Here is a 25809-nt window from a genome sequence, read left to right as displayed (position 1 = left end):
ATTCTAAAGAGGTTTTAGTTCATGTATCCATTAGTCCCGGGCACCGTGGAAAAAAGAGTTCGCGATGGGCTTACTCGTCTCCGCAATCAGTGGTTCTATATCCTCCAGGCAGGTATTGCGGCCGGCGCATCTTATTGGGCGGGCGTTCATATTTTCAACCACCCCCATCCTTTCTTCGCCCCTATGGCCACCGTGATCGTCCTCTCCACCGCCGGTGGTGAGAGGCTTCGACGCGCTGTGGAGTTAGTAGTAGGAGTGTCCTTGGGCGTGGGCCTCGGTGACCTGCTGATTGAGACATTTGGCTCCGGAGTATGGCAGATTGCTGTGGGCGTCACTCTCGCCATCGCCCTCGGCACTTTTATCGATAGAGGTGTTCTCGTGGCCAACCAAGCCGCGTTCGCCGCGGTATTGGTGGCTACTATTTTGCCCCCCTCTACGAGTGGAGGACCAGACCGCATGGTGGACGCCTTCGTGGGCGGCCTTGTTGGGCTGGTTGTGATCGCCCTTTTACCCCAATCGCCACTCAAACCTGGACGTAATGAAGTATCTCAGTTACTCCAAATGACCTCGCAGGTGCTGGCCCAAGTAGCAGCAGCTTTGCGCACAGGTGACGTAGCTGGAATTGAAGAGGCATTAAACAGCGCCCGGGGTACCCAGGGAGCCATCAACTCTATGATTGCGACCGCACGGGCAGGTAAAGAAAATATTGTGGTCTCGCCCCTCTTGTGGCGGCAACGCAAGAAAATTGAATCACTCATGCGTCTGCTCAACCCCGTGGACAACGCTATGCGCAATACCCGCGTGCTCGCTAGGCGCGCCCTCGTGCTAGCGGAAGATCACGATGAAGTCTCCGACGACCAGCTCTATATCATTGAGGAACTCGCGAGCGTGGCCGATGAGTTACACCGACTCTTCCACGGTGATGACAAGGAATACAAAGTAATTCCTGAGCAAGTGAAGCGGTTGCGAGTCTTGGGAAGTATGGCGGGGCTCGATACCGCCAACGAACACGTTCTGAGTGCACAAATTATCTTGGGCCAATCCCGTTCGATCATTGTCGATCTCCTGCAGATCTGCGGTTTGAGTCGTCGCAGCGCGATAGCGACCCTCAAGCCGACCTCCAGCACCCCAGCTCAACCTCCAGAGATTTGGGGCAGCGAATTGCCTCTCGATGAAAACTAGGCTGGTCGCACGGCCTGCAGGTCGCGCAGGTGGCGATAGAAAGTCACACGGTCAGTAGCGCGAGGCCGAGAGATACCATCAATGGTCACTCGCAGCTGCTCTCCACCGGCCTGCAAGGCCCGCCCGATCATCACGGACTCAGGGTCCGCGGTTCCCCATGGCCCTAGGAGTCGAGAGCGCGAAACAACAGGGGTATCAAGGACCACTGCTGCTAATCCGGGGGCATCAAGCATGGGTGCTAGTCGCGCTCCGAATATCCCCCGTCGCGGGGTTAAACGTCGCGCTTGATGGCGCAGCAATACCTCATCATCGACAACGATCTCGGCAGTCATTTCCTTTGCGTCCCACGCGCTCACCTCTCCACGACCCATCAGTGCTGTGGCGGTGTCATCGCGGATGAGTGGCATGGGCGCAACGGGAGCATTCAGAGCGATATCGAGGCATTGCTGAGTGTCCCGCGGCAGCCCCCAACAGCTTGCCACAGCAGATTCTTCATGAGTGGGAATAAAGGCGACCTCTGCCCACAGCCGATCGCTACGCATCAAGCGGGTGACCACGAGCGACAGCGCCGCATCGCTTCCCGCCACAATGATGCGTAGAGGGTGTAGGAGATAATCCTTTTGGGGGGCCACCGTTGGTTGACCCATATGAGGAATATCGGGGCGCTTGACTATCTCATCCAAGCTGGGCGTGGGATCGTTGGGAAGTATCTGAGCCGCGAGACTATCGAGTGCTCGCAATTCGGCTCTAGTGGGCTTATCAGAGGTACGCAGATATTCGATAGCGGGGGGTTGCATGGAACATTCCCCCGCTTTAATCAGGAGCGTCTGCCTCATTTACTCTTTGGGTTCATCCGCCTGGGCCACAGCGAATTGCTCTGTTAGTTCTTGGAAGAACTGCAAGGCCGTAGCGATACCGCAGTTGAGCAACTGCTCGAGCTGGGCATCGGTAACACCATGTTCGAGGTCGGTATTAACCTCAGCCTGCACGCCGACAATCCCCTCATCATTAACGGTGACATACGTTTTAGGCCACATCTTGGTGCGATTCCACTCATTGCAGAATTCCATCAAGGTAGCGCGAGATTCGATGGGCCCGGTGGCCTTCCACGCGGAGCGCACCGCAAATACCTCGCGCTTTTGACCAGTGGCGAGCAGCATGAATTTATTCTCGTCGAAGCCGGCGTAGATATCGCCGTCATCGTCAGTATTGTAGTTATAGCCCTTCTCGTCGAAGATTTTAGCTACGCGGTCGATGGTAAATGGAGTAGGAGTAGTCATAAAAAGGCCCTTCATTTGCGAGGTAGAAAAAGTGCGAAACAGTCGCACGGATTGACGTCTCCTAGTGTACTAGGAGACTGCGACTGAGCGGATCTCTTTACTCAGCCGTAGAAGGTGGCCAGGCATGTACAATGAGGAATCGTCTACGCGTTCGCAGCGCAGCATACACCATTCCCGATAAGGATTTTGATCATGGCAGCAATCGTAATCGTCGGCGCCCAGTGGGGCGATGAAGGCAAAGGTAAAGCGACTGATATCCTCGGCGGGCTCGTCGACTACGTCGTCAAACCAAACGGCGGAAATAATGCTGGGCATACCGTCGTTGTCGGCGGCGAAAAATACGAGCTTAAATTGCTTCCCGCGGGCGTACTTTCGGAGAACGCCACCCCAATTTTGGGCAATGGTGTTGTGATCAACTTAGAAGCGCTTTTCGCCGAAATCGACGGCCTCGAAGCCCGTGGAGCTCAGGCATCCCGCCTGCGAATTTCTGCGAATGCACATCTCGTTGCTCCCTATCATCAAAAACTCGATCGAGTTCAGGAGCGTTTCTTAGGAAAACGCGCGATCGGTACCACCGGGCGTGGTATCGGCCCAACCTATGCCGATAAAGTCTCGCGTGTGGGTATTCGCGTGCAAGATATCTTCGACGAATCGATCCTGAGGCAAAAGATCGAATCTGCCTTGGCATTCAAAAACCAGGTACTGGTTAAAATGTACAACCGCCAAGCCATTGATGTGGAGGAAACGGTCCAGTATTTCCTCTCCTATGCCGACCGCCTGCGACCAATGGTGATTGATGCGGAACTCGAAATAAACAAAGCCCTCGATGCCGGCAAACATATCCTTATGGAGGGTGGTCAAGCGACCATGCTCGATGTTGATCACGGCACCTATCCCTTTGTCACCTCATCGAATCCTACCGCTGGTGGCGCCTGTGTGGGCGCGGGCATTGGACCTACGCGCATTACTAGCTCGCTTGGCATTATTAAGGCCTATACCACGCGTGTGGGCGCGGGCCCATTCCCCACTGAGCTATTTGATAAGTGGGGCGAATTCCTGCAGACCACCGGTGGGGAAGTAGGTGTGAATACCGGCCGCAAGAGGCGCTGTGGCTGGTACGATTCCGTGATCGCCCGCTATGCCTCTCGAGTCAACGGCTTTACCGATCTTTTCCTCACCAAGCTCGACGTGCTCACTGGTATCGGGGAAATCCCGATCTGTGTGGCCTACGACGTGGACGGAAAGCGCTACGATGAGATGCCATTGACGCAATCAGAATTCCACCACGCCACCCCGATCTACGAGACGATGCCTGCATGGGATGAGGATATTACTAGCTGCACGACATTTGAAGAACTGCCCGATAAGGCGCAGCAGTATGTTCGCCGCTTAGAGGAACTATCTGGCTGCCGTATTTCTTATATCGGTGTAGGTCCTGGGCGCGATCAGACTATTGTGTTGCATGACGTTATGGAGAATTAGACTACTTCTAACAAACCCACATCTGCGAGCTTCAATTGCTCCGCATATGTGGGTTATTTTTATTCCACTGTATCGCGGTTTGATTTGTGGTGGAGTGCTACTGGTAGAAAACCGTTGTGGCCTAAGTGATTCGATAGACAATAAATATTCGCCCCTCAGGCACCTCCGTTGCAGGGCAACGGCATCCAGACTGCTTCTATGGGGAGGCCCCAATTTACTACCGCCATTAATTATCGGATGGTATGGGGCCACGGGCCTCAGTGTCTTACTAGGAAAACTAAGCTGGGTACACTGTCGAATTTCCGCATCCTCTGGCGTATGGGGAAGAGAGTGTGCTGGAGGGCTCGTGGGTCTTGCGTCGGCGACTGGGAGAGCCGCTGTTTAGAGCTGCTTAGAGCTACTGCATAGATGCGCCGTGCAAAAGTGCTGCGCAAACGCGAGCCAACAATCCTCTCTGCAACGAAACGGACTCCGCTCCTACCCCTTTTTAATGGGCTGAGGTGGGGGAGAGCTCTGGTCTTAGCTGGGAATTCTTGTTTGGAGATCAATGGGTGATATCATGAGACCATTGCTGGCGTAGTTCAATGGCAGAACTTCTGCTTCCCAAGCAGACGGCGCGGGTTCGATTCCCGTCGCCAGCTCCACTACAATATCCGCTATTTGACGGGCCCATCGCGCTAGCACCGTCAGAGTCGAGAGCGCTGGTTATATAACCACCTTAAAAAGTCTGCTTGACTGTCCTTCGTTGATGAGCAGATTCCATCCTCGTTGGCTACCCAAAGTTCCCCCGTGGGGTATGGTTTTTCCAAATCGCCTCACCACAGGCGGAACGCGCTATTGACGCATTGCACATTCATTAGAGTTGACTCCCGTCATCAGGCGGTCATGAGTACCGCTCATATCATTTTCGTATCAGTGTTTTATATTGAGCAGGATCCGTGCATCGCGAATAAGAATATTCTCCCGCCTCCGAGACCGCTTCGGGCCTCTGGCAGTGGCTTTCATGAGGGGATCGTCGATGAGGGTAAACATCAGCCACGCCACAATGAGTGAGATGAGGAAGCTTAAGATTGCTGATCCTAGCCATCCCAGAAAACCCCAGCTATGACCAGCAATGAGATAACGCTGGAGAAATACCATCACTGGGAACTGCACGAGATAGAAGGCGAAAGAGATATTTCCCAAAAGGACTGCGCGAGGTTGAGCGATGCGCCCAGAAATGCCGGCTAAATCCCGGGTGGCTAGAGTTCCCACCACAAAGCACATGGGGACGAGCATCATCACCGCCATCTTTAAGGCCACCGGGACAAACCATGTAGCGCCAAAGCTTAGCACTAAAGCCACCAGCGGCCACAGCAATTTGCGATTATCAAAACGCCCTTCCGCAACTAGTTTGGCTATTAAGGCTCCCATATAAAACTCTACGAGACGCGAGAGAGGGAAATAATAGGAGAAGAAATAAGCCATATGCACCGGAATGGATTGTTGCTGGAACCACACTGGATCGGCATGGGGTTCTGCAACTGGCGAGATATCCATATCCCACAAACGTGGTACGAAAGCATTTGCAGTGGCCCAGCCGCCTTCGAAAATAAAGTGCACGCTGAGAGCCACCGCGCTCGCGCATGCAAAGAGCGACCAGAAAGCAAACCATGTACGCGAGCCAGTGAGCTTGTTAACAAAGGGAATAATAAAAGGAAAAGAGATATAGAAAAGCATCTCTGCACCTAGGGACCAGGAGGGGACATTGAGACCACCTAGAAGTGCCCAATGGGGATTCCATGTATGAATAAGCAGGGCATTGGGTACCCAAAGTTCGAGTCGAGAGAAATCGAGTGCAAAGGTGATACCGTCGCGGCTAATGGATGCCGAGGCTAAAACAAAGAGCACCAACGCAACCCAGTGCATCGGATAAATTTTGGTGAAGCGCCGTCGAAGATAGTAAACGATATCGCGAGCCCCTCTGACATCGCTATTCGACCAGTAAATGAGAAAACCAGACAATACGAAAAAGAAAGTCACACCCGCGGACCCCAACTGCATGGGAACAAGGCGGTGGAGGGCGGCAAAAAGCTCACCCTTTTGGAAAGGGTAAACGGCAAGGAATACTAAAGCATGCAGGAGGAAGACCGCCACGGCGGCCCACCAGCGTGCGCCCGTCAAAGAAGGAAGGGTGGGGCGCTTGCCAGTGATGGGAAAGGCGGTCAACGTTTTCTCTCTTTATTCGCTCGGCGGTTTCGTCATCAGAAGGTACTATACGTGACCCCATAAGGGTTAGCTCTGAAACTATCAACGATCCTTGATATGTTAATGATCGGTAATAATAAGTCCCGCAGAAATTCCCCCCGAGGGGGCTCACTATTAGGTGAGAGTTTTCGCAGCTGATAATTTTAACGTACTAAAATGGACAAATACCTAAGGGGAGGAATCAATATGGCCTACTTATCTCAAAAAGTCGCCCGTGTCATTATTGGCGCTGGAGTTTGTTCGCTCGCGCTCACTGCCTGTGGCAATGATGAAGAAGCACCCACGACGACGTCGACGACCACGGTGATTGTGTCAACTATCACAACCACCCCAACGACTACGGTCGAGTCTACTTCCGCAGAGCCGGTTCCAGGGGAAGCGACAACCGCAGGTGATCCAGCCCCAGTGGTGCCCGATCAGGTTCCGGCACCGCAGGAACAGATACCAGCCCCCGTACCCGCTCCGGCGCCTGCGCCTGTCCCTGCCCCAGCTCCCGCGCCCGTTCCGCAGTACCAACCTCCAGCGCCCCCTCAACAACCTGCAGCCCCTGTTGAAGCTCCTGTTGAGCTGCCGGGTGGCGCCCAAGGCGTCGCTGGTTACTAGCTCCCCCTATTCTTTAGAAAAATTAGTGGAAAGATTATTGTGAACAAGACTTTTTCGCGCATGGCAGTTGCGGCTTTTGCGGCAACCTTCATGACCTCTGTACTCCCCGCCACCGCTCAGGCTCAGTTGCCGTTGCCGCCCGAGGTTCAGGGAGCGATTGACAATGCGCGCACCCAGGTTGAGCGCACTGTCAACGATATTCAGCGTCAGCTCGCTCAAGGTTCCTCGAGTTCCGCTCCACTGCCACTACCGCCGGCTCCGGCCGGTTGGCGTCCATCGCAGCCACAACCCGTAGCTAACGGAGGTTTCGGAGCCTTGTGGGTGAATACCCCATATGGCAACCGCCGGTTCCTCATCGACGTGCCAGCCGGTTATGACGCGGCGCGCCCGTTCCCTGTGATGGTGGGCATCCCCGCATATCAGGATACCTCTGAGAATTTTCGTAACTACTCGCGGCTCAAGTACTCGTCGATAGGTCGCGACGCAATCATTGTGTACCCAGATTCTTGGAATCAATCGTGGGAGGGTAACCCCACCGCCACGTCCGCACCAGGCCAAGATATTGACTTCATTCGGCGCGTCATCGACCGTGTTCAGGCCTCCTATAATATCGATCGTGGCCGCATCTATGCCACAGGTATGTCGACGGGGTCTGGAATGGCCGCGGTACTTGGCTGCCACGCGTCCGATCTTTTCGCAGGAGTCGCTCCAGTATCCGGCGCTTATTTTGATGCGGTGGATAGCAACTGCAAGGGCAATCCCATCGCTTTTATCAACGTTCACGGGATGAGCGATCAACAGCATAACTATAATGGCGGTTTCCGCTATGGACTGCACTACTACGGTGGTAGAGAGATGATGGAACGCTATGCGCAGCGTAATCGCTGCTGGGCGGGACGCACCGAACACCCACTGCCCGGTGGTGCCACCAAGGTCGTAGCTCAAGGCTGCGCGGCCCCCACCGAGCATATTCGGGTCCCTGGTGGGCACTTATGGTGGTATACCCCCAGCACTGCTGACGAGATCTGGTCTTTCCTCTCCAGACAGCGTCGCTAAGATTTTAATAAACTCCCCGGGTTATACCGGGGAGTTTATTTATTTAAGGAAGCAAGCGGCTGATCTCTGGCGGGAGCAGAGGCTTGATCACAGGGATCAGTGCGGCGATGATACCCAAGAGGACTGGAATACCAATGACAGCAGAGGTAATGCCGATAGCTTTAGAAGACCCATTCTCATTGCCGGCTAGCGAACTAAGTTTATCGGCGGCGTCGATCCTCGAGGAAGCATCGCTGCCTGATTGCTGAGGATCGAGAGGTTTGAGGAGATCTGGGCTATTGGGAACGTCCTGGGGCCGAACGTCCTGAGGATTGGTCGGCGCCGTATCGGCTACGGGTTTTATGCAGGCATCAAGAGCCTTGACCGCGTCTGTATTATACGCAGCCCACGCCTTCTTGAACTCGGGGTCGAGGGCGCGAGCCTGCTTTAAGGCGGCACCAGTAAGCGGTGCCCGTGCATAGCTCGGATTGTCTATCTCTTTTTGGTAGTAATTTTTTTCAGCCGCAATCTTGTTGAGCGCGAAGGTTTGACCACCCGAGGCTACAAATGGAGTTGAGGCGTCGATGCTGGGGTTGACAAAGCGCGCTGCCAGTTCCCCGGGCAGCATGAGTTTATCCACATCGATGGCGACACCGATTAAAGAGCCGATGGTGTCGAAAATCGAAGAGACGGTTCCCTCTAGAGGGATGAGCCCGATGAGGGAGCCTATGATCGGTAGCTTCTTAAGGGTGTCAACCGCCCCCTTCGTGTCTTTTCCAGCTTTCAGCACCGAGAGAGCTTCGAGAGCTGCCATGGGAGTGGTAATAGCAACGTTACCTTTAGCGGTGCCGAGCTGGCGCTGCTCATTGATCTTCTGTGCCTGAGCCGCAGCCCACGGTTGCCCCGTAGAAAGAATAGCTTTTTCAGCACCTACCCACATGGTATCGCCAAGGTTTTTCGTTTGAGCTCGAGCGACGTCGGTTGGGGTGATTGTGCAGGTTTGGGCTGAAGCATCAACGCTAACGGTATAGCCAGCCACAACAGTATTCTCTGCTGCATGTACCGGACTTACGGGGATAAGGGTTGCTGCCAGGGCTGCGGCCAGCAGTTTAGTACGGTTCATTTATGTCCTTCCAAATATACGTGAACGTCACAGAGTGTACAGGACAAAAAATTCCTCCTCATAATGATGAGGAGGAATGACCTATCGGAAATTTTAGTATCTAATCACGCGGCGACCATCGACCGTGCCATCGATAAGGTCTGCGAAGACGTCGTTGACCTCGTCGAGTCCAACTTCTTTCCATGTGGGTTTAATAAGCCCACGAGCGTAGAAGTCCAGAGCTTCGGCCATATCGTGGCGAGTTCCTACAAGGGAACCGCGGATGGTGAGTTCTTTGAGAACGATGTCAAAGATCGGTGCGGGAAATTCCCCTGGAGGTAGCCCGTTGAAGACAATCGTCCCGCCACGGCGCGTCATGCCGATCGCTTGGCCGAATGCTTGGGGATGAACCGCGGTGACGAGTACGCCATGCGCGCCCCCGCTGGTATAGTCGCGGATGGCTTGGACGGGATCGCAGTCTTTTGCATTGACGGTATATTCGGCGCCATGATTTTGGGCGAGATCAAGTTTGTCATCGGCAATATCGACGGCGATGACGCGCATACCCATGGCGACGGCATACTGCACGGCGATATGACCGAGTCCGCCGATGCCAGAAATGACTACGAATTGCCCCGGCTTGGTCTCGGTTACTTTTAGGCCCTTGTATACGGTTACGCCGGCGCATAATATCGGCGCCACTTCGCAGGGGTCGACGCCGTCGGGTATGCGTGGGCAATAACGAGTGTCAACCAGCATATATTCACCGAAGGAGCCGTTAATGGTGTAGCCTCCGTACTCGGCATTTTCGCATCGGGTTTCGTTGCCTTGGATGCAATGCTCGCAGGAGCCGCAGGCAGACCACAACCATGCGTTGCCCACCATATCGCCAACGTTAAGGTCGTGGACGCCGGGGCCGAGCTTAATAATCTCACCGACACCCTCATGGCCCGGAATAAATGGTGGGGTGGGTTTCACGGGCCAATCGCCCTCAGCAGCGTGGAGGTCAGTGTGGCAAATGCCAGATGCAATATTTCGGACGAGTGCCTGGAAAGGGCCAGGCTCCGGGAGGTCAATATGACTAAGGGTGAGAGTGGGGCCGAATTCTTCAACCACCGCAGCTTTGAATTTTTCAGACATATACTTAGGATACCCTAATTTGTCTGTCTCATATGAGTGACTTAGCTCGCGTGCATGCTGACCGACTCTGAATAGGCCATCACCACATCTCATGCCGCTAAAGGAAATCAAGGGAGCAGAATCCCTTTGACGCATCAGACGCCCCCGAGGTGGGGGCGTCTGATGCGTCGACACGTGCTGTGATGCTTATTATTTGTTCCCAAAGAGTTTCGGTGCGATCCACCGCGCCACATAGACAAGACCTACGAGAACTGGGATCTCAATAAGTGGACCAATCGTTCCTGCTAGCGCTTCAGGGGAGCTGGCCCCAAAAGTTCCGATCGCTACCGCGATGGCCAGTTCGAAATTATTGCCCGTGGCAGTAAACGCCACCGAGGCCGATTGCTGATAATTCATCCCCACCGACCATGACACGATCAGGCCAATGAAAAACATGCACAAAAAATAACTCAGCAAGGGCAAGGCCACACGTGCGACGGTACTTGGGTTGGCCAAGATTGCATCGCCCTGGAGTGAGAAGAGCACCACAATGGTATAAAGCAAGCCTATAAGTGCTAGCGGTGAAATACGTGGCAGGAAGCGTTCTTCGTACCAAGTTCGGCTTTTTAACTTCTCGCCCACAATCCGACTGAGCAGTCCCAGAATCAAAGGAATTCCTAGGAAGATCAGAACCGAACGCGCAATATCTATAAAAGAGAAGTTTACGCTTTTGGTATCGAGGTTGAGCCAGGTAGGAAGCACCTCGAGATAGAACCATCCCAAAATTGAGAACATAAGGAGCTGAAAAACAGAATTAATCGCTACTAAAATTGCCGTCGCCTCGCGGTCTGCACAAGCCAAGTCAGACCACACCAGGACCATGGCGATACACCGAGCTAAGCCCACGATGATGACACCAGTTCGCAACTGGGGCAAATCGCTGAGGAAAAGCCACGCAAAGGCAAACATCACCGCCGGCCCAATGATCCAGTTGAGAACCAGCGAAATAATCATCAGCCGTTTGTCTTTGATCAGTGCTTGGGCTTTGTCGTACCGCACCTTCGCCAGGGGTGGGTACATCATGACGATCAGCCCCACTGCTATGGGGAGCGAAACATGGGATATTTCCAGAGCCGTCAGGTATGTCTGCACACCAGGGATAAGCTGTCCAATAGCCAACCCCAGCGCCATAGCAATGAGTATCCATATGGCCAAGAAGCGATCTAAAAATGATAGGCGCGGGGGAGAAGTCATCGTCGTCATTTATGCAGTAATCCGCTCGATGAGGTTGATCACGCGACGTTCTATGTCGGCCATAATCTCTCTGACTTTATCTTCGGATTGGTGAGCTGGATCGTCGACTGGCCAATCTTCGTAAGTCTTGCCTGGATATACTGGGCAGCTTTCACCGCAGCCCATCGTGATCACCCAATCAGATTCAGCGATGGTATCAGCGGTGAGCAGTCGGGGAGCGGTGGTGTGCGCACCCAGACCGCGCGCCTTCAATACCTCGCTTACGAGTGGGTGAATATCATCGGCTGGTGTAGTGCCAGCACTCAGGACGCGGATTTTTGTGCCTGCGTGATATCCGGCGAGAGCCGCGGCCATTTGGGAGCGGCCGGCGTTGTGGCGGCAGGCGAAGAGGACTGTGGGTGTCATGGAGGTCCTTATCTAAAGGGTATGCAAATTGCACTCTAAAGCTACCAGAGGAGGGTGGCGTCTAGGCCGCCGGTGATGTGAATAAAACCTTAGTGATAACCTCAGTGATAAGAGTACCTTCACACTCGCCCAGTGCCCCGTGTTTCCTTAGGAATTCTTAGAGTAGGATAGTTGACATGTCTATGAACTATGCTGAGCAACTTGTCCAAACACTAGAAGAAAACGGCGTCGAACGGATATACGGGATTGTTGGCGACAGCCTGAACCCGGTCGTCGATGCCATCAAGACGAGCTCCATAGAGTGGGTACACGTACGCAATGAGGAAGCCGCTGCTTTCGCTGCCGGAGCAGAATCATTAGCAACAGGCAAACTAGCTGTATGCGCAGCTTCTTGCGGGCCTGGTAATACCCACCTTATCCAAGGTCTTTATGATTCTCACCGGAACGGGGCTAAGGTACTTGCGATTGCTAGCCATATCCCCAGCCAGCTCATAGGGTCCGATTTCTTCCAGGAGACCCACCCTGAGCAGATCTTTGCTGAATGCTCAGGCTACTGCGAGATGGCCAATTCCGCTGAACAAGCCGCGAAGATCTTGCACCACGCCCTGCAATCTACGCTCGCTGGCAATGGAGTCTCCGTCCTCGTTCTACCTGGCGATATCGCCTCTGAGGACGCTGTTGACGTCCCAGAACTGCGTTCTAATCTCACCGTCAATCCCCCAGTAGTGATGCCCAATCCGGCGGACCTGACACGCCTAGCCGAGGCCATTAACAAGGCGGAAAAGGTTACATTATTCGGTGGCGCCGGCTGTAAGAACGCTCGGGAGCAGGTCCTTGCACTTGCCGAAAAAATCAAAGCACCATTAGGTCACGCCTACGGTGGCAAGGAATACCTGCATTACGATAACCCCTTCGACGTGGGCATGTCAGGCCTTCTAGGCTACGGCGCCTGCAATGATGCATTTGACGGCGCGGATTTACTCATTCTTCTTGGTACGGACTTTCCGTATTCCGACTTCCTCCCGCGCGATACCGAGACCGCGCAGATCGACATTGATGGCTCCCATATTGGCCGACGTACGGAGGTATCTATCGGGGTGGTCGGTGACGTTGCAGCAACCATCGAGGCTCTTCTCCCACTTATCACCGTCAAGACCGATCGTTCCTTCTTAGACGATATGCTGGTGCGCCAAGAAAAGAATCTGCGCCACGTCATCGAGGCCTATACTCAGGGCACTCGGCAAACCACGCCAATTCACCCTGAATATCTCACTGATATCTTGGATTCCGTCGCAGATGTGGATGCGATCTTCACGGCCGATACTGGTATGTGCAATGTATGGCACGCCCGCTATATCAACCCCACGGGTAAACGTCAGCTGATTGCCTCCCTACGGCACGGCACCATGGCCAACGCACTCTCCCAAGCAATCGGGGCCCAAAAAGCAGATATGCACCGCCAGGTTGTGGCCATGTGTGGCGACGGCGGCTTATCAATGCTTCTTGGCGAGTTGATCACGGTACATAATTATGATCTGCCCATTAAGACGATTGTGTACAATAACTCCAGCTTGGGCATGGTAAAACTCGAAATGCTCGTCCAAGGTTTGCCAGACTTCGCCACCGACCATGAGCATATCAATTATGCTGATATCGCCCAGGCTATTGGCATCAAGTCTTTCCGCGTGGAAAAGCCAGAAGATATTGAGCCTGTCCTTCGTAAGGCACTGGCGTATAACGGACCCGTTCTTGTTGATGTGGTCACCGACCCCAACGCTCTCTCGATCCCGCCCGAGATTTCCCTCGAGCAGGTGGCAGGCTTTACTCGCGCAGCTACTCGCACCGTCTTGGAGGGCGGCGTGGGCAAAATGTTCGATCTAGCGAAGTCGAATCTGCGCAATATTCCGCGACCAAGTGGTTTTAAGGGTCTGTAAAGATCCACAATCCAACCCAGTTCACTGAGTTATCTGTGAACTGGGTTTTTCATGTGGTCATGGTACTCACCGCACGATTGATACGAGTGCCCTCCTCTTAGGTACTCATTCCCGAATATATGTGTTCGATCACTACAAGGGTTATATCTTTAGTCCCACTACGGGCGATTATGCGGCCAGAACTCTATGCTCTTGCAGTGCTCGGATAAGAATAAAGCTCCGCTATCAGCATTATTGCCCAGCGTAGTTACCCGGTCCCGTTGCCCGGCGACATCCCCTACAACCAGCACGAAATATTGGCCCTAAGGTATAAAGTAACGGCCCCTCTGTGCCTTTGGTTTTTGGGCTTTTGTTTTTGTTCATAGATGCGGCACATGGTCACCGGGATATAGTGGCTATTGCTGGGAAGATACAGATCGTACCTGAAATAGGAGTCTAAGAGAGAAGAACCTTAAAAAGTGGAAGGTGAAATACGAAAGTCACTGCCGGTTTGCTTACTTGAGTTCGCTCATCGGGGAACTGTCACACCTTCGCGGCAAGCACCCCTAGATAGAAAGAGACCAGGTTGTAGAGGCTACAACCTGGTCTCTTTAAAGTTATTTAGGCGTCCTGGAGAGCGGAACCGTCTACGCTGATCTTAACCTTCTCAGAGATAAGCACGCCGCCAGAGTTCAACGGCGCCTGGAAATCGATACCGAAGTCCTTGCGGTTGATGGTGGCCTTGGCCTCGACGCCGAGGCGGGTGGCGCCCCATGGATCTTCAACTGGGCCAGAGAGCTCGACATCGAAAGTGACAGGCTTAGTGGTGCCCTTAATGGTGAGGTCACCGGTCACGGTGCCACCTTCAGCGTTGAGGTCGAAGGAGGTCGCTGTGAACGTAATCTCAGGGAACTGCTCTACATTGAAGAAGTCCTCGCCCTTAACGTGAGCATCGCGATCATCGTTACCGGTATTAAAGGAAGCGGCTTTGATGGTCGCTTGTGCAGTCTTGGCCTCAGGATCAAAGGTAGCCTCGAATTCGGTGAATTTGCCGGGCACCTTAGTAACCATTGCGTGGCGAACCTCGAAACCAATGGTGGTATGTGCTGGGTCGAAGGTATATGCGCTCATGAAAGTGAACTCCTTAAATATAGTGAAATTAAAAGTTTTTCAATGACCTAAGCGGCCACTGATGACCACTATACATAAAAGGTGACGTGTCCACAATATTTTGGTGAAGAATCACCAATTTTTATTCATGGCGCATATATGACCAGCTCAGCGACTCAATAAATTTAAGATACCCGCTTCTGAACTGGGGGCTTATCAGACCACGGGAAGACGATCCACTCATTCGTGTGCTTCCACACATAATCTGGCATCACCTCGGTGCGGTCCTTGGCATAAATACATGCGGTCTTAACCTCAGCACCCTGCTCCTTGAGAAGTTTGATAACCAAATTGAGAGTACGACCTGAATCAGCCACGTCATCAACCACGAGAAGCCGCCTGCCGCTGATCGAGGAGGTATCGAGCATGGGCTCTAAGAGAATAGGATCGGGCAACGTGGTGTTAACGTCGGTATAAAATTCCACATTGATAGCGTCAGAAAGCTTCACGCCCAGGGAATAGCTGAGTGCACCAGCGGGTACTAAGCCGCCACGTGCCACTGCGATAATAATCTCGGGATCGAAATCGGAATCGGCAATGGTCTGCGCTAGCTCGCGGCTAGCGGTACCAAAACCTTCCCAAGTTAAGATTTCCTTAGTGTCCAGATCGAGGGAGTCTGCGTGGTATGCCATATTCTTACCTTAATCAATCAGTGGGATAAATGCCGAGTATGCTCAAAAGCGCTCTGCGGGGTTGAGGAGAGTGTCACCAGAGCTGCAGAATTGGAATCTAAATCTTTAAAACCTAGCTCGGCATATATGTCTACGTCATCGGCGAGCGTCTGGGTCACTATTTCGCGCTGGGGGTCCTGCTCGTAACAAAAACGCAAACTATGCGCCAAAAGATCGGAAAGTATGTGGCCACCACGATAGGCCGTGCCCACTATGACGTGATCGAGGCGGAAGTGGTTGTCGGCGGAGCTAATGCGAACGGCGCCAGCGAGTACGGTCTTGTCATTAATGCGTTCGTAGCACCTAAGATGGGCAGTACTGCCTAGCGTGTCGCGATCATCGATGATGGGGGCTAAGGCCAAGGAAGCTGGCTGATCCGCACGGAGTTGGTAGATCTCGTGTAATTCCAGAGCGCTTAAACGCTGCAGCGGATCAACGGCAAAAAAGAATGTCATAGCCATAGAGTGTAGAACATGAGATGGCTAACTAAAATCCCCCGACCTTTCTTGATTTGAAGAGGTCGGGGGATGAACTATTAGGATTGAGCGTCGAAACGCGCATGGGAGACCATATCATCCCATTCCACGATTTTCTTACGCTCGCGGCCTTCCTTTTCACCCAATTCGCGCTCAGCGGCGTCGACCCGGTGCCAGCCATCCCACGTGGTGTAGGTAAGCCCCTTAGCCTCTAAGAATTCGATAATATGATGCAATTCGGGTTTCTGGGTCGGTGCCAGCTGCCCCGCCTTCCAATCACTCAACAACATCTGGGTGGTTTCTTTGGCGTCTGATTTGGTATTGCCAATGAGGCCCACAGGCCCACGCTTAATCCAGCCGGTGGCATAAAGTCCAGGAATCGGCTGGTTGTGGGCGTCGAGAATATGGCCACCATCATTGGGGATCACCGCTTTATCGTGATCGAAAGGAATATCAGCAACAGCATCAGAACGATAACCCACCGCCCGGTAGACAGCCTGCATAGGCCACACCTTGAAAGTGCCCGTCCCTACCACATTTCCAGAGCCGTCTAACTGAGTACGCTCCGTTTTTAGGCCCACAACCTTCCCATCGTCGCCGATGATCTCGACTGGGGACTCAAAGAAGTGAATAAAGAGCTTATGAGGGGCGTTCTTGGGCTCCCGCATGGCATATTGCTCGAGGGTCTGGCACACCAGATCTTGCGATTTCGATTCACGACGCGCTTTCTCGCTCGCAGCATCGTAGTCAATATCCTCAGGATCTACGACTACTTCAATAGTCGGGGAGTGGTCGAGCTCCTTGAGCTCCAATGGAGTAAATTTCGCCTGTGCGGGTCCCCGACGTCCGAATACGTGTACCTCGGTGGCTTTATTAGATTTCAGTGCTTCGTAAACATTATCGGGAATCTCGGTGACGTGAAGTTCTTCGCCCGTTTTAGCCAAGATACGAGCCACATCTAGGCCGACGTTACCTACCCCAATCACGCCTACTTGCTGAGCACTAAGATCCCAATCGCGGGCAAATTCGGGATTGCCATCGTAGAAGCCCACGAATTCCGCCGCCCCATGGGAACCCTCGAGATCCTGCCCTGGAATATCAAGGTCGCGGTCTGCTACGGCGCCAGTGGAGAAGATCAGAGCATCATAGAATTCCTTTAATTCCGCAACGCTGACGGTTTTTCCAATGTCAATATTGCCGATAAAGCGCAGCTGTGGCTTCTCCATAACCGCGTGCAAAGATTTCACGATGCCTTTAATACGAGGGTGATCAGGAGCCACACCATAGCGGATCAAGCCAAAGGGAGTGGGCATCCGCTCGAAAAGGTCGACGGCTACCTCAAGGCCAGATTTCATTAATAGATCAGAGGCGTAGATGCCTGCGGGGCCGGCGCCAATTACGGCAACACGGAGGGGGCGAGAATTAGTCATAGAGTCGATATATCCTTGTATTATTTCTAGCTTTGCGATCGCACAAGAATACTAGCAGTCTTGGCCACAGATCGAAATAGCCAAAGAGAACCATTCCTTCAAGCTAGATATGCCACTAACACTCCTCCGAGCCAACTTCATCCCGCCGAGCCCAGTAGGATCCCGCACGGCCTAAATGCATCGTGGCGAGCCTAGCCACGTGTTGCCCAGCTTTGCTCAGCCTTGCCCAGACTCTCCCACTCTTGCCCGTTCTCGTCCATTCTCGCGCTTCCTCGCGATTTCTCGCTTAAGGTGTCAGCTATCTCCAATGGAAGGATTTCAGCGGTGCCGAAGGAACTAACCCCGAATAAGGTTAGTAGGAAAATAATTCCCATAGCGTAAAGGGAAAGGATTTCTGCTCTTTGTCCACTTTATGTGCCAATATGTAGGGCAATTGGGACTTTTGAAGCGGTGAATATTTCTGTGTTGTCGCTGGTATATGCGCTAAGCTGTGAGGGATGGCTCACAGCAGTAAATGGTGTGACGAGTTCTCGTATTTAAACCCATATAGAAGGGACACCTGAAGGTGACACATACAACCCGCTCCGTTGTCATTAGCGCCCTAGGACGCCAGATCGACACAGCTGATCTTGAGCACTTCGCCCAGATATTGGGCCTCGATATCCAGCCGCTCGTCGTGGCCGACCCCACCATCACAGGGGTTTTGTCCACCCGACCTGAATCACCCGTGGTCTATCAGGGCACGGGAAGTATTGATTTCGACGCCCGAGCGGCAGCAGCGCTCGGAGTGCCACTTATCATCCAGGCTGCTGAATTGGGCGTCAGTGCAGAACTAGCACGCGCCGAAGCCAAAGTTCTGGGGGCACATATCGTCGATATCCTAGGCCCTGGTAGCTCTCTAGAATCCGCCCTCCCCGCCCTGCACGAAGCTCAGGTCGAGCCGGTTATGTCGGCTGAGGTTTTCGAGTTCTGGCTGCTCGATCGCGCCCGCCAAGCTAGGGCCCATATCATCCTGCCCGAAGGTGACGATGACCGGATTTTGCTCGCTGCCGATCAGTTACTGGCCCAGGATATCTGTGAGTTGACCATTCTCGGTAATCCTGCGGCTATTACTGCTCGGGCTACAGAGCTGGGTTTGAATATCAGCGCCGCGCACCTGTCGGATCCTTCGAACGATCCCCACGCAGAAGAATTCGCCCAAGAGTTCTATGAGTTGCGTAAGGCCAAGGGCATGACGATTGAAAAGGCCCGGGAAACCATGCAGGATATTTCCTATTACGCCACCATGATGATCCACAAGGGTCTTGCCGATGGCATGGTATCGGGTGCCGCGCATACCACCGCCCACACCATCAAACCTTCTTTCCAGATCATCAAAACCCAACCAGGCACCTCCGTGGTTTCATCGATCTTCCTCATGGTGATGCGCAACCGACTGTGGGCTTTTGGTGACTGCGCCGTCAACCCCAACCCCACCGCTGCACAGCTCGCCGAAATTGCCGCCGTCTCAGCGCGAACCGCTGCGCAATTCGGTATCGACCCGAGGGTCGCCATCCTTTCGTATTCCACCGGTACTTCAGGTTCCGGCCCTGACGTTGATCGTGCCACCGAGGCAACTCGCATCGCGCACCAGAACCACCCCGATATTCTTATCGACGGCCCCCTTCAATTTGATGCAGCCGTCGACCGCGGAGTGGCTGAGAAGAAAATGCCCAATTCCAAGGTTGCAGGTCAAGCCAATGTCTTTATCTTCCCCGATCTAGAGGCCGGAAATATTGGCTACAAAACCGCCCAACGCACCGGCCATGCCCTCGCGGTTGGCCCTATCCTGCAGGGATTAAATAAACCTGTGAATGATCTTTCTCGTGGTGCTACCGTGGCAGATATTGTCAATACTGTAGCGATCACCGCTATCCAAGCCGCCGCTTTATAAGGAGTTTTACATCATGGCCCTCGTACTCGTTCTCAATTCGGGATCGTCCTCGATCAAATTCCAGCTAGTCGATCCTGCCCAAGATGTATCCGCGGCCCCATTTGCCAGCGGACTAGTGGAGCAAATCGGTGAGGAATTAGGGCGCATTACCCTAAAATTCCAGGGAGAAAAACACATTGTGGAAGCCCCCGTTCCCGATCATTCTACCGGCCTCGATATGGCCTTCGCGCTGATGACCAAGCACGGTTGTGGGCCTAAGGATGTGGAACTCAAGGCGGTTGGGCACCGGCTCGTCCACGGCGGCACGCTGTTTAGCCACCCGGTAGTGATCACCGATGAGATCCTCGAGAAGGTTTACGATTTGATCCCCTTGGCGCCACTGCATAACCCTGCCAATATCGACGGTATCGTGGTGGCGCGCAAACTGCTTGACACTGTTCCTCATATTGCAGTATTTGATACTGGCTTCTTCGCCGCTATGCCTGCCAGTGCAGCGCTCTATGCCATCGAGCTTGAGACCGCAGAGAAATATGGCGTCCGCCGCTATGGTTTCCACGGCACCAGCCACGAATTCATCTCCAGGCAAGTTACAGGTTTGCTAGACAAACCCGCTGCCGAGATTAATCAGATCACTTTGCACCTCGGTAATGGCGCCTCCTGCGCAGCTATTAAGGGCGGCCAACCCATCGATACCTCGATGGGGCTGACCCCGCTCGCAGGATTGGTCATGGGTACCCGCTCAGGTGACATTGATCCAGGCATCGTATTCCACCTGCACCGTACTGCTGGTATGAGCATTGACGAGATCGATGTCCTGCTGAACAAGAAATCCGGTGTGAAGGGTATTTCGGGGGTTAATGATTTCCGTGAGCTGCACCAGCTCATCGCTCGCGGTGATGAAAAAGCTCGGTTGGCCTATGAGATCTATATTCACCAACTGCGACGTTATATCGGTAGCTATATGATTCAACTGGGCCGCGTCGATGCCATCACTTTCACCGCCGGCGTAGGAGAGAACGACGCTATTGTGCGTGCTGATGCGCTGAAAGATCTTGAGGTCTATGGCATAAAGATTGATCCTGATCGAAACGCTGTGCGCGCTGAGGAGCCGACCGTGATCTCCACCGATGATTCAGCGGTCAAAGTTTTCGTTGTTCCCACCAACGAGGAGCTTGCGATTGCTCGCTACTCAAGTGAGCTCGCTGGTCTCGATTAAAAAAATAAAAGCCAATACAAGCCTTAGTGGAATAGCCACTAAGGCTTTTTTAAAACCACGTACGTGGCCGAACTTTGTTAGCCATATCGACCAGCTGATAGCGATATTTCGCGCTCGGTGCCACTCGAGCCTGCACACGTAGAGATTTTGCCAAGCCCACCCGCAACCCCTTTTGACTAAAGGGGTACTCAAATAAATCGGTGGTAACAGCGGATTCCTCTAAATTGCTGCTGCGTAACCAGTTCAGTGCTGCATGGAGAATCACAATCTTCAGCTGCAAAAAACGCGGCTCATTCGTAGGAATCCCCTCCAAACGTCGAGCAGCTCTTCTAATGCGCTGCTCGTTCGGTTTCAAGGAGACGAGGTACACAATACTTGTCAATAGGGCCATACGATGGTGTATTGACGCAGGCGGTACCTCATCGAGTGCCTTCACAGCCATATCTATCTGTTTTTCGGCGAGCAATTGGCGCGCCAATCCGAAGGCCGAGCTCACCGTGGTGGGGTTCGTAGCCCATACCAGCGCATAGAGATAGATCGCTTTAAAGCGCAATACTTCAGGTTTTGCCGTAAGCTTATTCCACAAACCAGCAAATTCACTCACCGCTGTCCCTTGAAGGCTTGCGGCTTCCAGCGCGAGATCTGGGCTCAACAAGGGTGACTCGGACAGCCCTTTTTGCTGGAGGATTAATTCGCTAACTACAGCGCGCGCCAGCTTAGGTGCAACCTCACCGGGCAGGACACTAAAAACCCTGTTAAAAGCGTCTTGGGCATGAGTAAAATCTTCAAGTAAGAGCCGAGTGATACCCGAATACCACTGGAAACGCCATTCGGTTCCCAATTCTTCCTCTAATTCTCCCAGCCATTCTTTGGCTTGCTGTGTAAAACCGAGATCAAGGAGGCTGCGCACGATGCCGAGAGGGATTTCCTTTGACCCGCCAAATTCCTCTAATTGCAAGGCTCCGCGCATGGTTTCGAGCGCCTCCGAGGGTTCTGCATAATTTGATCCAGCGATCATGGTCGCGCCGGGATCATCGCGATCGAGGAGTGGAATATGCAGAGCTGCCACGACTTCAGCGGGCGTTATTGACGCATTCCGCACTGTTCCATCGAGGAGCTGATCAGTTTTAAAAACCGTGTGCTTGGTACCAAACGTGGAACGCTGCGGGGAGAAGAGTGAGTGCTGCGCCGGGTATTGCAGCGATTTGTGGATCGCTAAATATTCCCGCAATACTCCATACAGCTGAGTTTCCATTTCGTGGACTGAACTAAAGCGAGCTGCCGGATCGGGAGCTAGAGCGCGCTGCAGGAGCCGGTAATAGCTCAAATAATGGGCAAAGAGAGGCTCCTCATCAGGAGTAGGAAGTCCTAGAGTGTAGTGGCCGTTATCAACAGGTAAGTGAACGGTCAACGCAGCGAGGGTACGTCCGATGGTATAAATATCGCTAGCCACACTCGGACCTTGGGTGGCTACCTCGGGGGCTTGAAAACCCTTGGTGCCAAAAATATAGCCAAAGGCGCCGATACCAGAAACCGCCCCAAGGTCGATCAACTTGACTTGATCCTCGGTGACGACGATATTATCGGGCTTCAAATCGTTATAGACAACCCCGCGGGCATGCAAATAGGACAGCGCCGGTAGAATCTCCAGAATATAGCCGATAGCTATATCGAGCGGGAAGAGCCCGTTATATTGGGAGCTGCGTAGGGCCTTGAGGCTGGGTCCAGGCACGAATTCCATGACGATAAAGCCACCGTCGATACGCGGGTCGTCGATAAAGTTGTAGGCCTTAACAATCACCGGGTGGGTAATATCTGCAAGGAATTCCCGCTCCGCTACAGCCGCCGCATAATCTCGGGGATTATCGCGGCTGACAATACTCTTGAGCACCACCACACGCCCGGTGATATTGCGGTCCTTGGCCAGATAGATCCACCCCATACCGCCACGCTCTAATACGCCGAGTACCTCATACTGGTCGCCCACCACATCGCCGGGCCCCAGCACGGGGCTCTGGTGGTCTTTCCACGCATCAGAAGTGAGAAATTCCGTTTCCTTAATGGGTACAAAGGGCAAATACACCATGCCGTTGGCAACCGCGCGCGCCCCCCTGGTAGCTGCACGGCGTTTGCGAAAGGTTGAAAGCGCTTCCTGGTGTGAGCGTACCGAAGGATCATCTATAGCAGGAGTAGCGGTGGTCAAGGAGAAGCTAGTGCCCTCAGTATCATCAGCAAAGGGATCGAAGGGGACCGCCGAGGTAGCAACCTCGGGATGCATACGTTCACTATGAGTATCCATTATTCCTCCTCTCGATACCGTGGTGCAGGTAGCGCTATCTGTGGTAAATAGGCACCCAACCACTTATTATATGAACGCTGCCACGTGCCATCGGCTCGAATGCGCTCGAGGGTGACATTAACCTGACGTACCAATCCCGACGTGTTGCGACGATAATCTGACTGTCCAATCGCCACCGCGTAATCCTGCCTGTTGAGGTTGTCTCCGACAATGGTTGTAAAGGGGTCTTGGGCAGCCATTCCTGACAAAATAGTATCGTCAGTGATAATCGCCGCTACCTGATCTTGCTGCAGGGCCACTAGGCAATCAGCACTTGTTTGAGTGATGAGTAGATGGGTTTGAGGAGCTTCCAACCGTACAAAGGCCGCTCCCGTAGAATTCTCTGTGACACAGGCAGTGCCCCCTGCTAAATCTTCAAGAGAACTGATGCCCGAGGATTTATCGACCAGCATTCGGGTGTATCCGGCGAAATAGGGAATAGAGAACTCTACCTCGTTTTCTCGCTCTTGAGTGATAGAAATCGTACGCATCGCAATATCAACTGCTTCCGTATGCAAAGCATCTTCCCAGTTTGTGGCGTTAATATAGCGGAACTCAATGCGATTAGGGTCACCGAAAATATCTCGAGCTATCTCACGGGCGATATCTACTTCGAAGCCTTCCAGCGTGCCAGTCGTAGGGTCTCGAAAACTCAAAAGATTGTGAGCTTGGTCGACGCCGACGATTAACCGACCGCGGCGGACAATCAATGGCACCCGCTCCTTGGGACTTAAAGCATCAGGGCGGAGGGATCCGCGATTCTCTACACTGCGAAATTCGTGGGCCTTCTGGGCTCCCGCATCTTCTTTGACCGCTTTGTGGGGTAGCGGCATAATCGCCTCGGTCCTAGGGCTGGCGATCAGCGGAGGGTCGGCTGGTGATGCCTGGCAGCCGCTCGTCGCGCCCATCACAGCCATGCACGCACCGAGACCGCAGCGTAGTGGGTTAAGGGCAAAAGGATTCTTCATCAGAGATATTCCTGTAAACGAGGGCGTATTCCCATCCAGATACTCACAACCGCTAGGAGGGAGAGGACGAGTGTGACTGCCGAAACGGAGGCCGAGGCCGCGATGCCTCGATTGATATAGTCGCGCATCTGGCTTCGTGAATCATCGATGAGAGTCGCTAGAGCTGTATCCAATTCCTGATAAGGATGACTCGAGGAAGCAGCGGCGGTAAGTTTTTGTGCCTGATCATAATCCCCAGCATTGAGGAGGGTGACTAATTGTTGGTGAGAACGAGACCATCGATCAAGGAGTTCATGAGCATCACTGCTTTTACTCTGCGGAAAAAGGTCTAAAGTGGCATTGATATCGCTGATCGTGGTGTCAAAATTCTTCGTCGAGTTCACCAACGATTGACGCCAAACTAAAGCGAGCATCTCCGAACCACGCGTTTGTTGGGCCGCAATTCTAGCCTCGATGACCTCCGATAGGGGCTGAGAAGCCTGAGTATAGGACTGATTTCCCGCCTGAAAAGTAAGAGCGGCTGAGGAAATCACCCACGCATTAGCAATTAATAGCAAGAAGGTGGCCGCTACCATACCCCGGTTCAAACGCCTGTTACTCACACTTGACAGCCACAATTGGGTGAGAATGAGTGCGATGAGAGCAACCAATAAGCCTATGAGGGGAATCCACAGGGGTTGGGTCAGCGTTGTCTGTTGCTGGTGGACGTTCTCACTGGTAAGTGCATAAAGACGAGCAGCATTGGGAAGCATATGTTCGCGCATTAGCGTAGACGCCTCGGACATATACGCCACGCCAACTGGATTGCCTTGGCGATTATTAGCCCACGCAGTTTCCACCAACCCGGTATAGATGGGTAAATGCTCGGATAGACGAGTAATCAATCTCATCTCTTCGCCAGTTGGGTCGGTAATTCCATTGGCGGTAACCGCTATATCTCGGGCTGCTTGCTGATACGCCAACTGATAGTCATCGCGATTGGAGTTGGAATCGACCCCAGCCAAGACGAAGCCGGAGCTCGCCGCCGTATTCGCCGCCGCCAAATTGGAGTACAGAGACTGTGCTAGATAGCTCACAGGTTCGGTGGTGGTAATTAAGTGATCGAGGTCGCTGCGACGCTGCGCAGCGGATTGACTCATGAACATCCCTGTACCGACCACCACAATGCTCAGCACAAGCATGAGGGCGGTCATGCGTCCCGGGGTCGTTTTCAGAAAGCTCCATCCGTGTTGGATGAGCGCCTTGGGATAGTTGATATAGTCATGCCAAAACTCTTGGTAGACACTGCGGTGGTGAGATGTCTCTTCCAACCACTCATCCTGAATATTCTCAGGCACTATCTGCGGCGAATTCTGTTCTGTGTGCGTCACGGCATTATCGCATCCCTCATCGAGCTCTCTGGGAATTAAGTATATAGGTGTCAAGCTGATACCGAGCTACGAAGTGCTGGTGTGAAGTAGGAGTTACGTTTATCACCGCCGTCGAGCGGGCCCCTTTAATTGTGAAAAACGAGTTATCTGGCATCTACCAGGGGGCTAACTACGGGCATAGATCCCTATTTCGTGATCCTGGGATTAACTGGAATCTGTAAAATTTTTGGTATCACGTAACTGCTCTGGGCTCTGCCCGTGAGAGCAGGGCGAAGGCCGGCACGTAGCTCACAAAGCGGGATACCACTGCCGAGGTTGAGACCCAGCCCATAGCAAAGTTATTGGTGAAAAATCTGTTTATTCGGGTGATAAACGGTTCGCCAATGCAGGCGAGGGCCTTTATTGTCGGTGGAAGTCAGGACTGCGCACGGGGTTTATCTTCCGCTGGAGCTGATTAGGGTCACCGATCTCGGACGTAAAACAGAAGGTCTTCAGAGACGGGTAGAAGCCGAGTCTGGTAACTAATATCCCCAGTATTCCTTTGAAAAGGTGAGGGGCGTACACCGTTTTTGTCACGGATAATTACTAGATGGGCACCTAGGGTATTTGTAATTC

21 protein-coding genes and 1 tRNA gene are annotated in these 25809 nt (G+C 53.2%); 8 read left to right on the top strand and 14 right to left on the bottom strand.

Features of this window, described 5'->3' with window-relative positions; all coding sequences use genetic code 11:
* Positions 1-21: 21 nt before the first annotated feature.
* Positions 22-1182, top strand: coding sequence for an aromatic acid exporter family protein (locus tag NXT00_RS06220; RefSeq protein ID WP_259078733.1), 1161 nt, complete (start codon positions 22-24; stop codon positions 1180-1182).
* Here NXT00_RS06220 and NXT00_RS06215 read toward each other — a convergent pair.
* Both NXT00_RS06215 and NXT00_RS06210 read right to left on the bottom strand, forming a co-directional pair.
* Entirely contained in the window at positions 1179-1979 is an 801-nt protein-coding gene (locus tag NXT00_RS06215; protein ID WP_259158433.1) for a hypothetical protein, read from the bottom strand. The genes NXT00_RS06220 and NXT00_RS06215 overlap by 4 nt on opposite strands.
* A gap of 39 nt (positions 1980-2018) precedes the next feature.
* Positions 2019-2462, bottom strand: a complete 444-nt coding sequence (locus tag NXT00_RS06210; RefSeq protein WP_259158432.1) for a YbjN domain-containing protein — start codon at positions 2460-2462, stop codon at positions 2019-2021.
* 192 nt (positions 2463-2654) lie between these two features.
* Here NXT00_RS06210 and NXT00_RS06205 point away from each other — a divergent pair, with 192 nt between their 5' ends.
* Entirely contained in the window at positions 2655-3944 is a 1290-nt protein-coding gene (locus NXT00_RS06205) for an adenylosuccinate synthase (RefSeq protein WP_259078744.1), read from the top strand.
* Positions 3945-4514: 570 nt separating this feature from the next.
* Positions 4515-4588 (top strand) — tRNA-Gly (locus NXT00_RS06200).
* Positions 4589-4856: 268 nt separating this feature from the next.
* Here NXT00_RS06200 and NXT00_RS06195 read toward each other — a convergent pair.
* Positions 4857-6152 carry an acyltransferase gene (locus tag NXT00_RS06195; RefSeq protein WP_259078746.1) on the bottom strand — a complete coding sequence of 432 codons (1296 nt, stop codon included), beginning with the start codon at positions 6150-6152 and terminating at the stop codon, positions 4857-4859.
* Between the two features lie 225 nt (positions 6153-6377).
* Here NXT00_RS06195 and NXT00_RS06190 point away from each other — a divergent pair, with 225 nt between their 5' ends.
* Complete coding sequence (locus NXT00_RS06190) at positions 6378-6794, top strand: hypothetical protein (protein ID WP_259158429.1); 417 nt, start codon at positions 6378-6380, stop codon at positions 6792-6794.
* Positions 6795-6833: 39 nt separating this feature from the next.
* Complete coding sequence (locus tag NXT00_RS06185; protein ID WP_259158428.1) at positions 6834-7850, top strand: PHB depolymerase family esterase; 1017 nt, start codon at positions 6834-6836, stop codon at positions 7848-7850.
* A 43-nt stretch (positions 7851-7893) separates the two neighbouring features.
* Here the strand turns inward: NXT00_RS06185 and NXT00_RS06180 are convergent, their stop codons facing one another.
* From NXT00_RS06180 to NXT00_RS06165, 4 genes are all read right to left on the bottom strand, one after another.
* The gene (locus tag NXT00_RS06180) at positions 7894-8952 is read right to left on the bottom strand and encodes a hypothetical protein (protein ID WP_259158427.1); all 1059 of its coding nucleotides are present in this window, start codon (positions 8950-8952) and stop codon (positions 7894-7896) included.
* Between the two features lie 93 nt (positions 8953-9045).
* Positions 9046-10071, bottom strand: a complete 1026-nt coding sequence (locus tag NXT00_RS06175; protein ID WP_259158426.1) for a zinc-dependent alcohol dehydrogenase — start codon at positions 10069-10071, stop codon at positions 9046-9048.
* Positions 10072-10260: 189 nt separating this feature from the next.
* Positions 10261-11304 carry an ACR3 family arsenite efflux transporter gene (arsB, locus tag NXT00_RS06170; RefSeq protein WP_259158425.1) on the bottom strand — a complete coding sequence of 348 codons (1044 nt, stop codon included), beginning with the start codon at positions 11302-11304 and terminating at the stop codon, positions 10261-10263.
* Positions 11305-11313: 9 nt separating this feature from the next.
* The gene (locus NXT00_RS06165) at positions 11314-11709 is read right to left on the bottom strand and encodes a low molecular weight phosphatase family protein (protein WP_259078752.1); all 396 of its coding nucleotides are present in this window, start codon (positions 11707-11709) and stop codon (positions 11314-11316) included.
* 176 nt (positions 11710-11885) lie between these two features.
* On the opposite strand from NXT00_RS06165, the gene NXT00_RS06160 reads away from it, so the two are divergent.
* Positions 11886-13643: a pyruvate dehydrogenase gene (locus NXT00_RS06160; protein WP_259078753.1), complete on the top strand. Its 1758-nt coding sequence runs from the start codon at positions 11886-11888 to the stop codon at positions 13641-13643.
* 600 nt (positions 13644-14243) lie between these two features.
* Here the strand turns inward: NXT00_RS06160 and NXT00_RS06155 are convergent.
* The 4 genes from NXT00_RS06155 to NXT00_RS06140 all read right to left on the bottom strand — a co-directional run bounded on the left by NXT00_RS06155 (position 14244) and on the right by NXT00_RS06140 (position 17369).
* Positions 14244-14753, bottom strand: a complete 510-nt coding sequence (locus tag NXT00_RS06155) for a YceI family protein (RefSeq protein WP_259158424.1) — start codon at positions 14751-14753, stop codon at positions 14244-14246.
* A 164-nt stretch (positions 14754-14917) separates the two neighbouring features.
* Positions 14918-15424, bottom strand: a complete 507-nt coding sequence (locus tag NXT00_RS06150; protein ID WP_259078755.1) for a phosphoribosyltransferase — start codon at positions 15422-15424, stop codon at positions 14918-14920.
* A 17-nt stretch (positions 15425-15441) separates the two neighbouring features.
* Entirely contained in the window at positions 15442-15918 is a 477-nt protein-coding gene (locus NXT00_RS06145; protein WP_259078756.1) for a GNAT family N-acetyltransferase, read from the bottom strand.
* A gap of 80 nt (positions 15919-15998) precedes the next feature.
* The gene (locus NXT00_RS06140; RefSeq protein ID WP_259078757.1) at positions 15999-17369 is read right to left on the bottom strand and encodes an FAD-dependent oxidoreductase; all 1371 of its coding nucleotides are present in this window, start codon (positions 17367-17369) and stop codon (positions 15999-16001) included.
* Positions 17370-17934: 565 nt separating this feature from the next.
* Between NXT00_RS06140 and pta the strand changes: the two genes are divergently transcribed.
* Together pta and NXT00_RS06130 are read left to right on the top strand one after the other, a co-directional pair.
* Entirely contained in the window at positions 17935-19302 is a 1368-nt protein-coding gene (gene pta, locus NXT00_RS06135; protein WP_259078758.1) for a phosphate acetyltransferase, read from the top strand.
* Positions 19303-19315: 13 nt separating this feature from the next.
* Positions 19316-20518, top strand: coding sequence for an acetate kinase (locus NXT00_RS06130; protein ID WP_259158422.1), 1203 nt, complete (start codon positions 19316-19318; stop codon positions 20516-20518).
* A 49-nt stretch (positions 20519-20567) separates the two neighbouring features.
* Here the strand turns inward: NXT00_RS06130 and NXT00_RS06125 are convergent, their stop codons facing one another.
* Genes NXT00_RS06125 through NXT00_RS06115 form a run of 3 tightly spaced genes read right to left on the bottom strand, consistent with a single transcriptional unit; the run spans position 20568 to position 25194 of the window.
* Positions 20568-22817, bottom strand: coding sequence for a tetratricopeptide repeat protein (locus NXT00_RS06125; RefSeq protein ID WP_396124939.1), 2250 nt, complete (start codon positions 22815-22817; stop codon positions 20568-20570).
* Complete coding sequence (locus NXT00_RS06120; protein WP_259158421.1) at positions 22817-23824, bottom strand: glutamate ABC transporter substrate-binding protein; 1008 nt, start codon at positions 23822-23824, stop codon at positions 22817-22819. Before NXT00_RS06120 ends, NXT00_RS06125 begins: the two co-directional genes overlap by 1 nt.
* A complete protein-coding gene (locus NXT00_RS06115; RefSeq protein WP_259078761.1) occupies positions 23824-25194 on the bottom strand; it encodes a phenol hydroxylase in 1371 nt (456 codons plus the stop codon). Before NXT00_RS06115 ends, NXT00_RS06120 begins: the two co-directional genes overlap by 1 nt.
* Positions 25195-25809: the final 615 nt, after the last annotated feature.

The organism is Corynebacterium sp. ES2715-CONJ3 (assembly GCF_024814365.1).
GTDB lineage: Bacteria > Actinomycetota > Actinomycetes > Mycobacteriales > Mycobacteriaceae > Corynebacterium.
The sequence above is the reverse complement of the archived record's forward strand: the minus strand, read 5'-3'. Positions and strand labels throughout refer to the sequence as shown.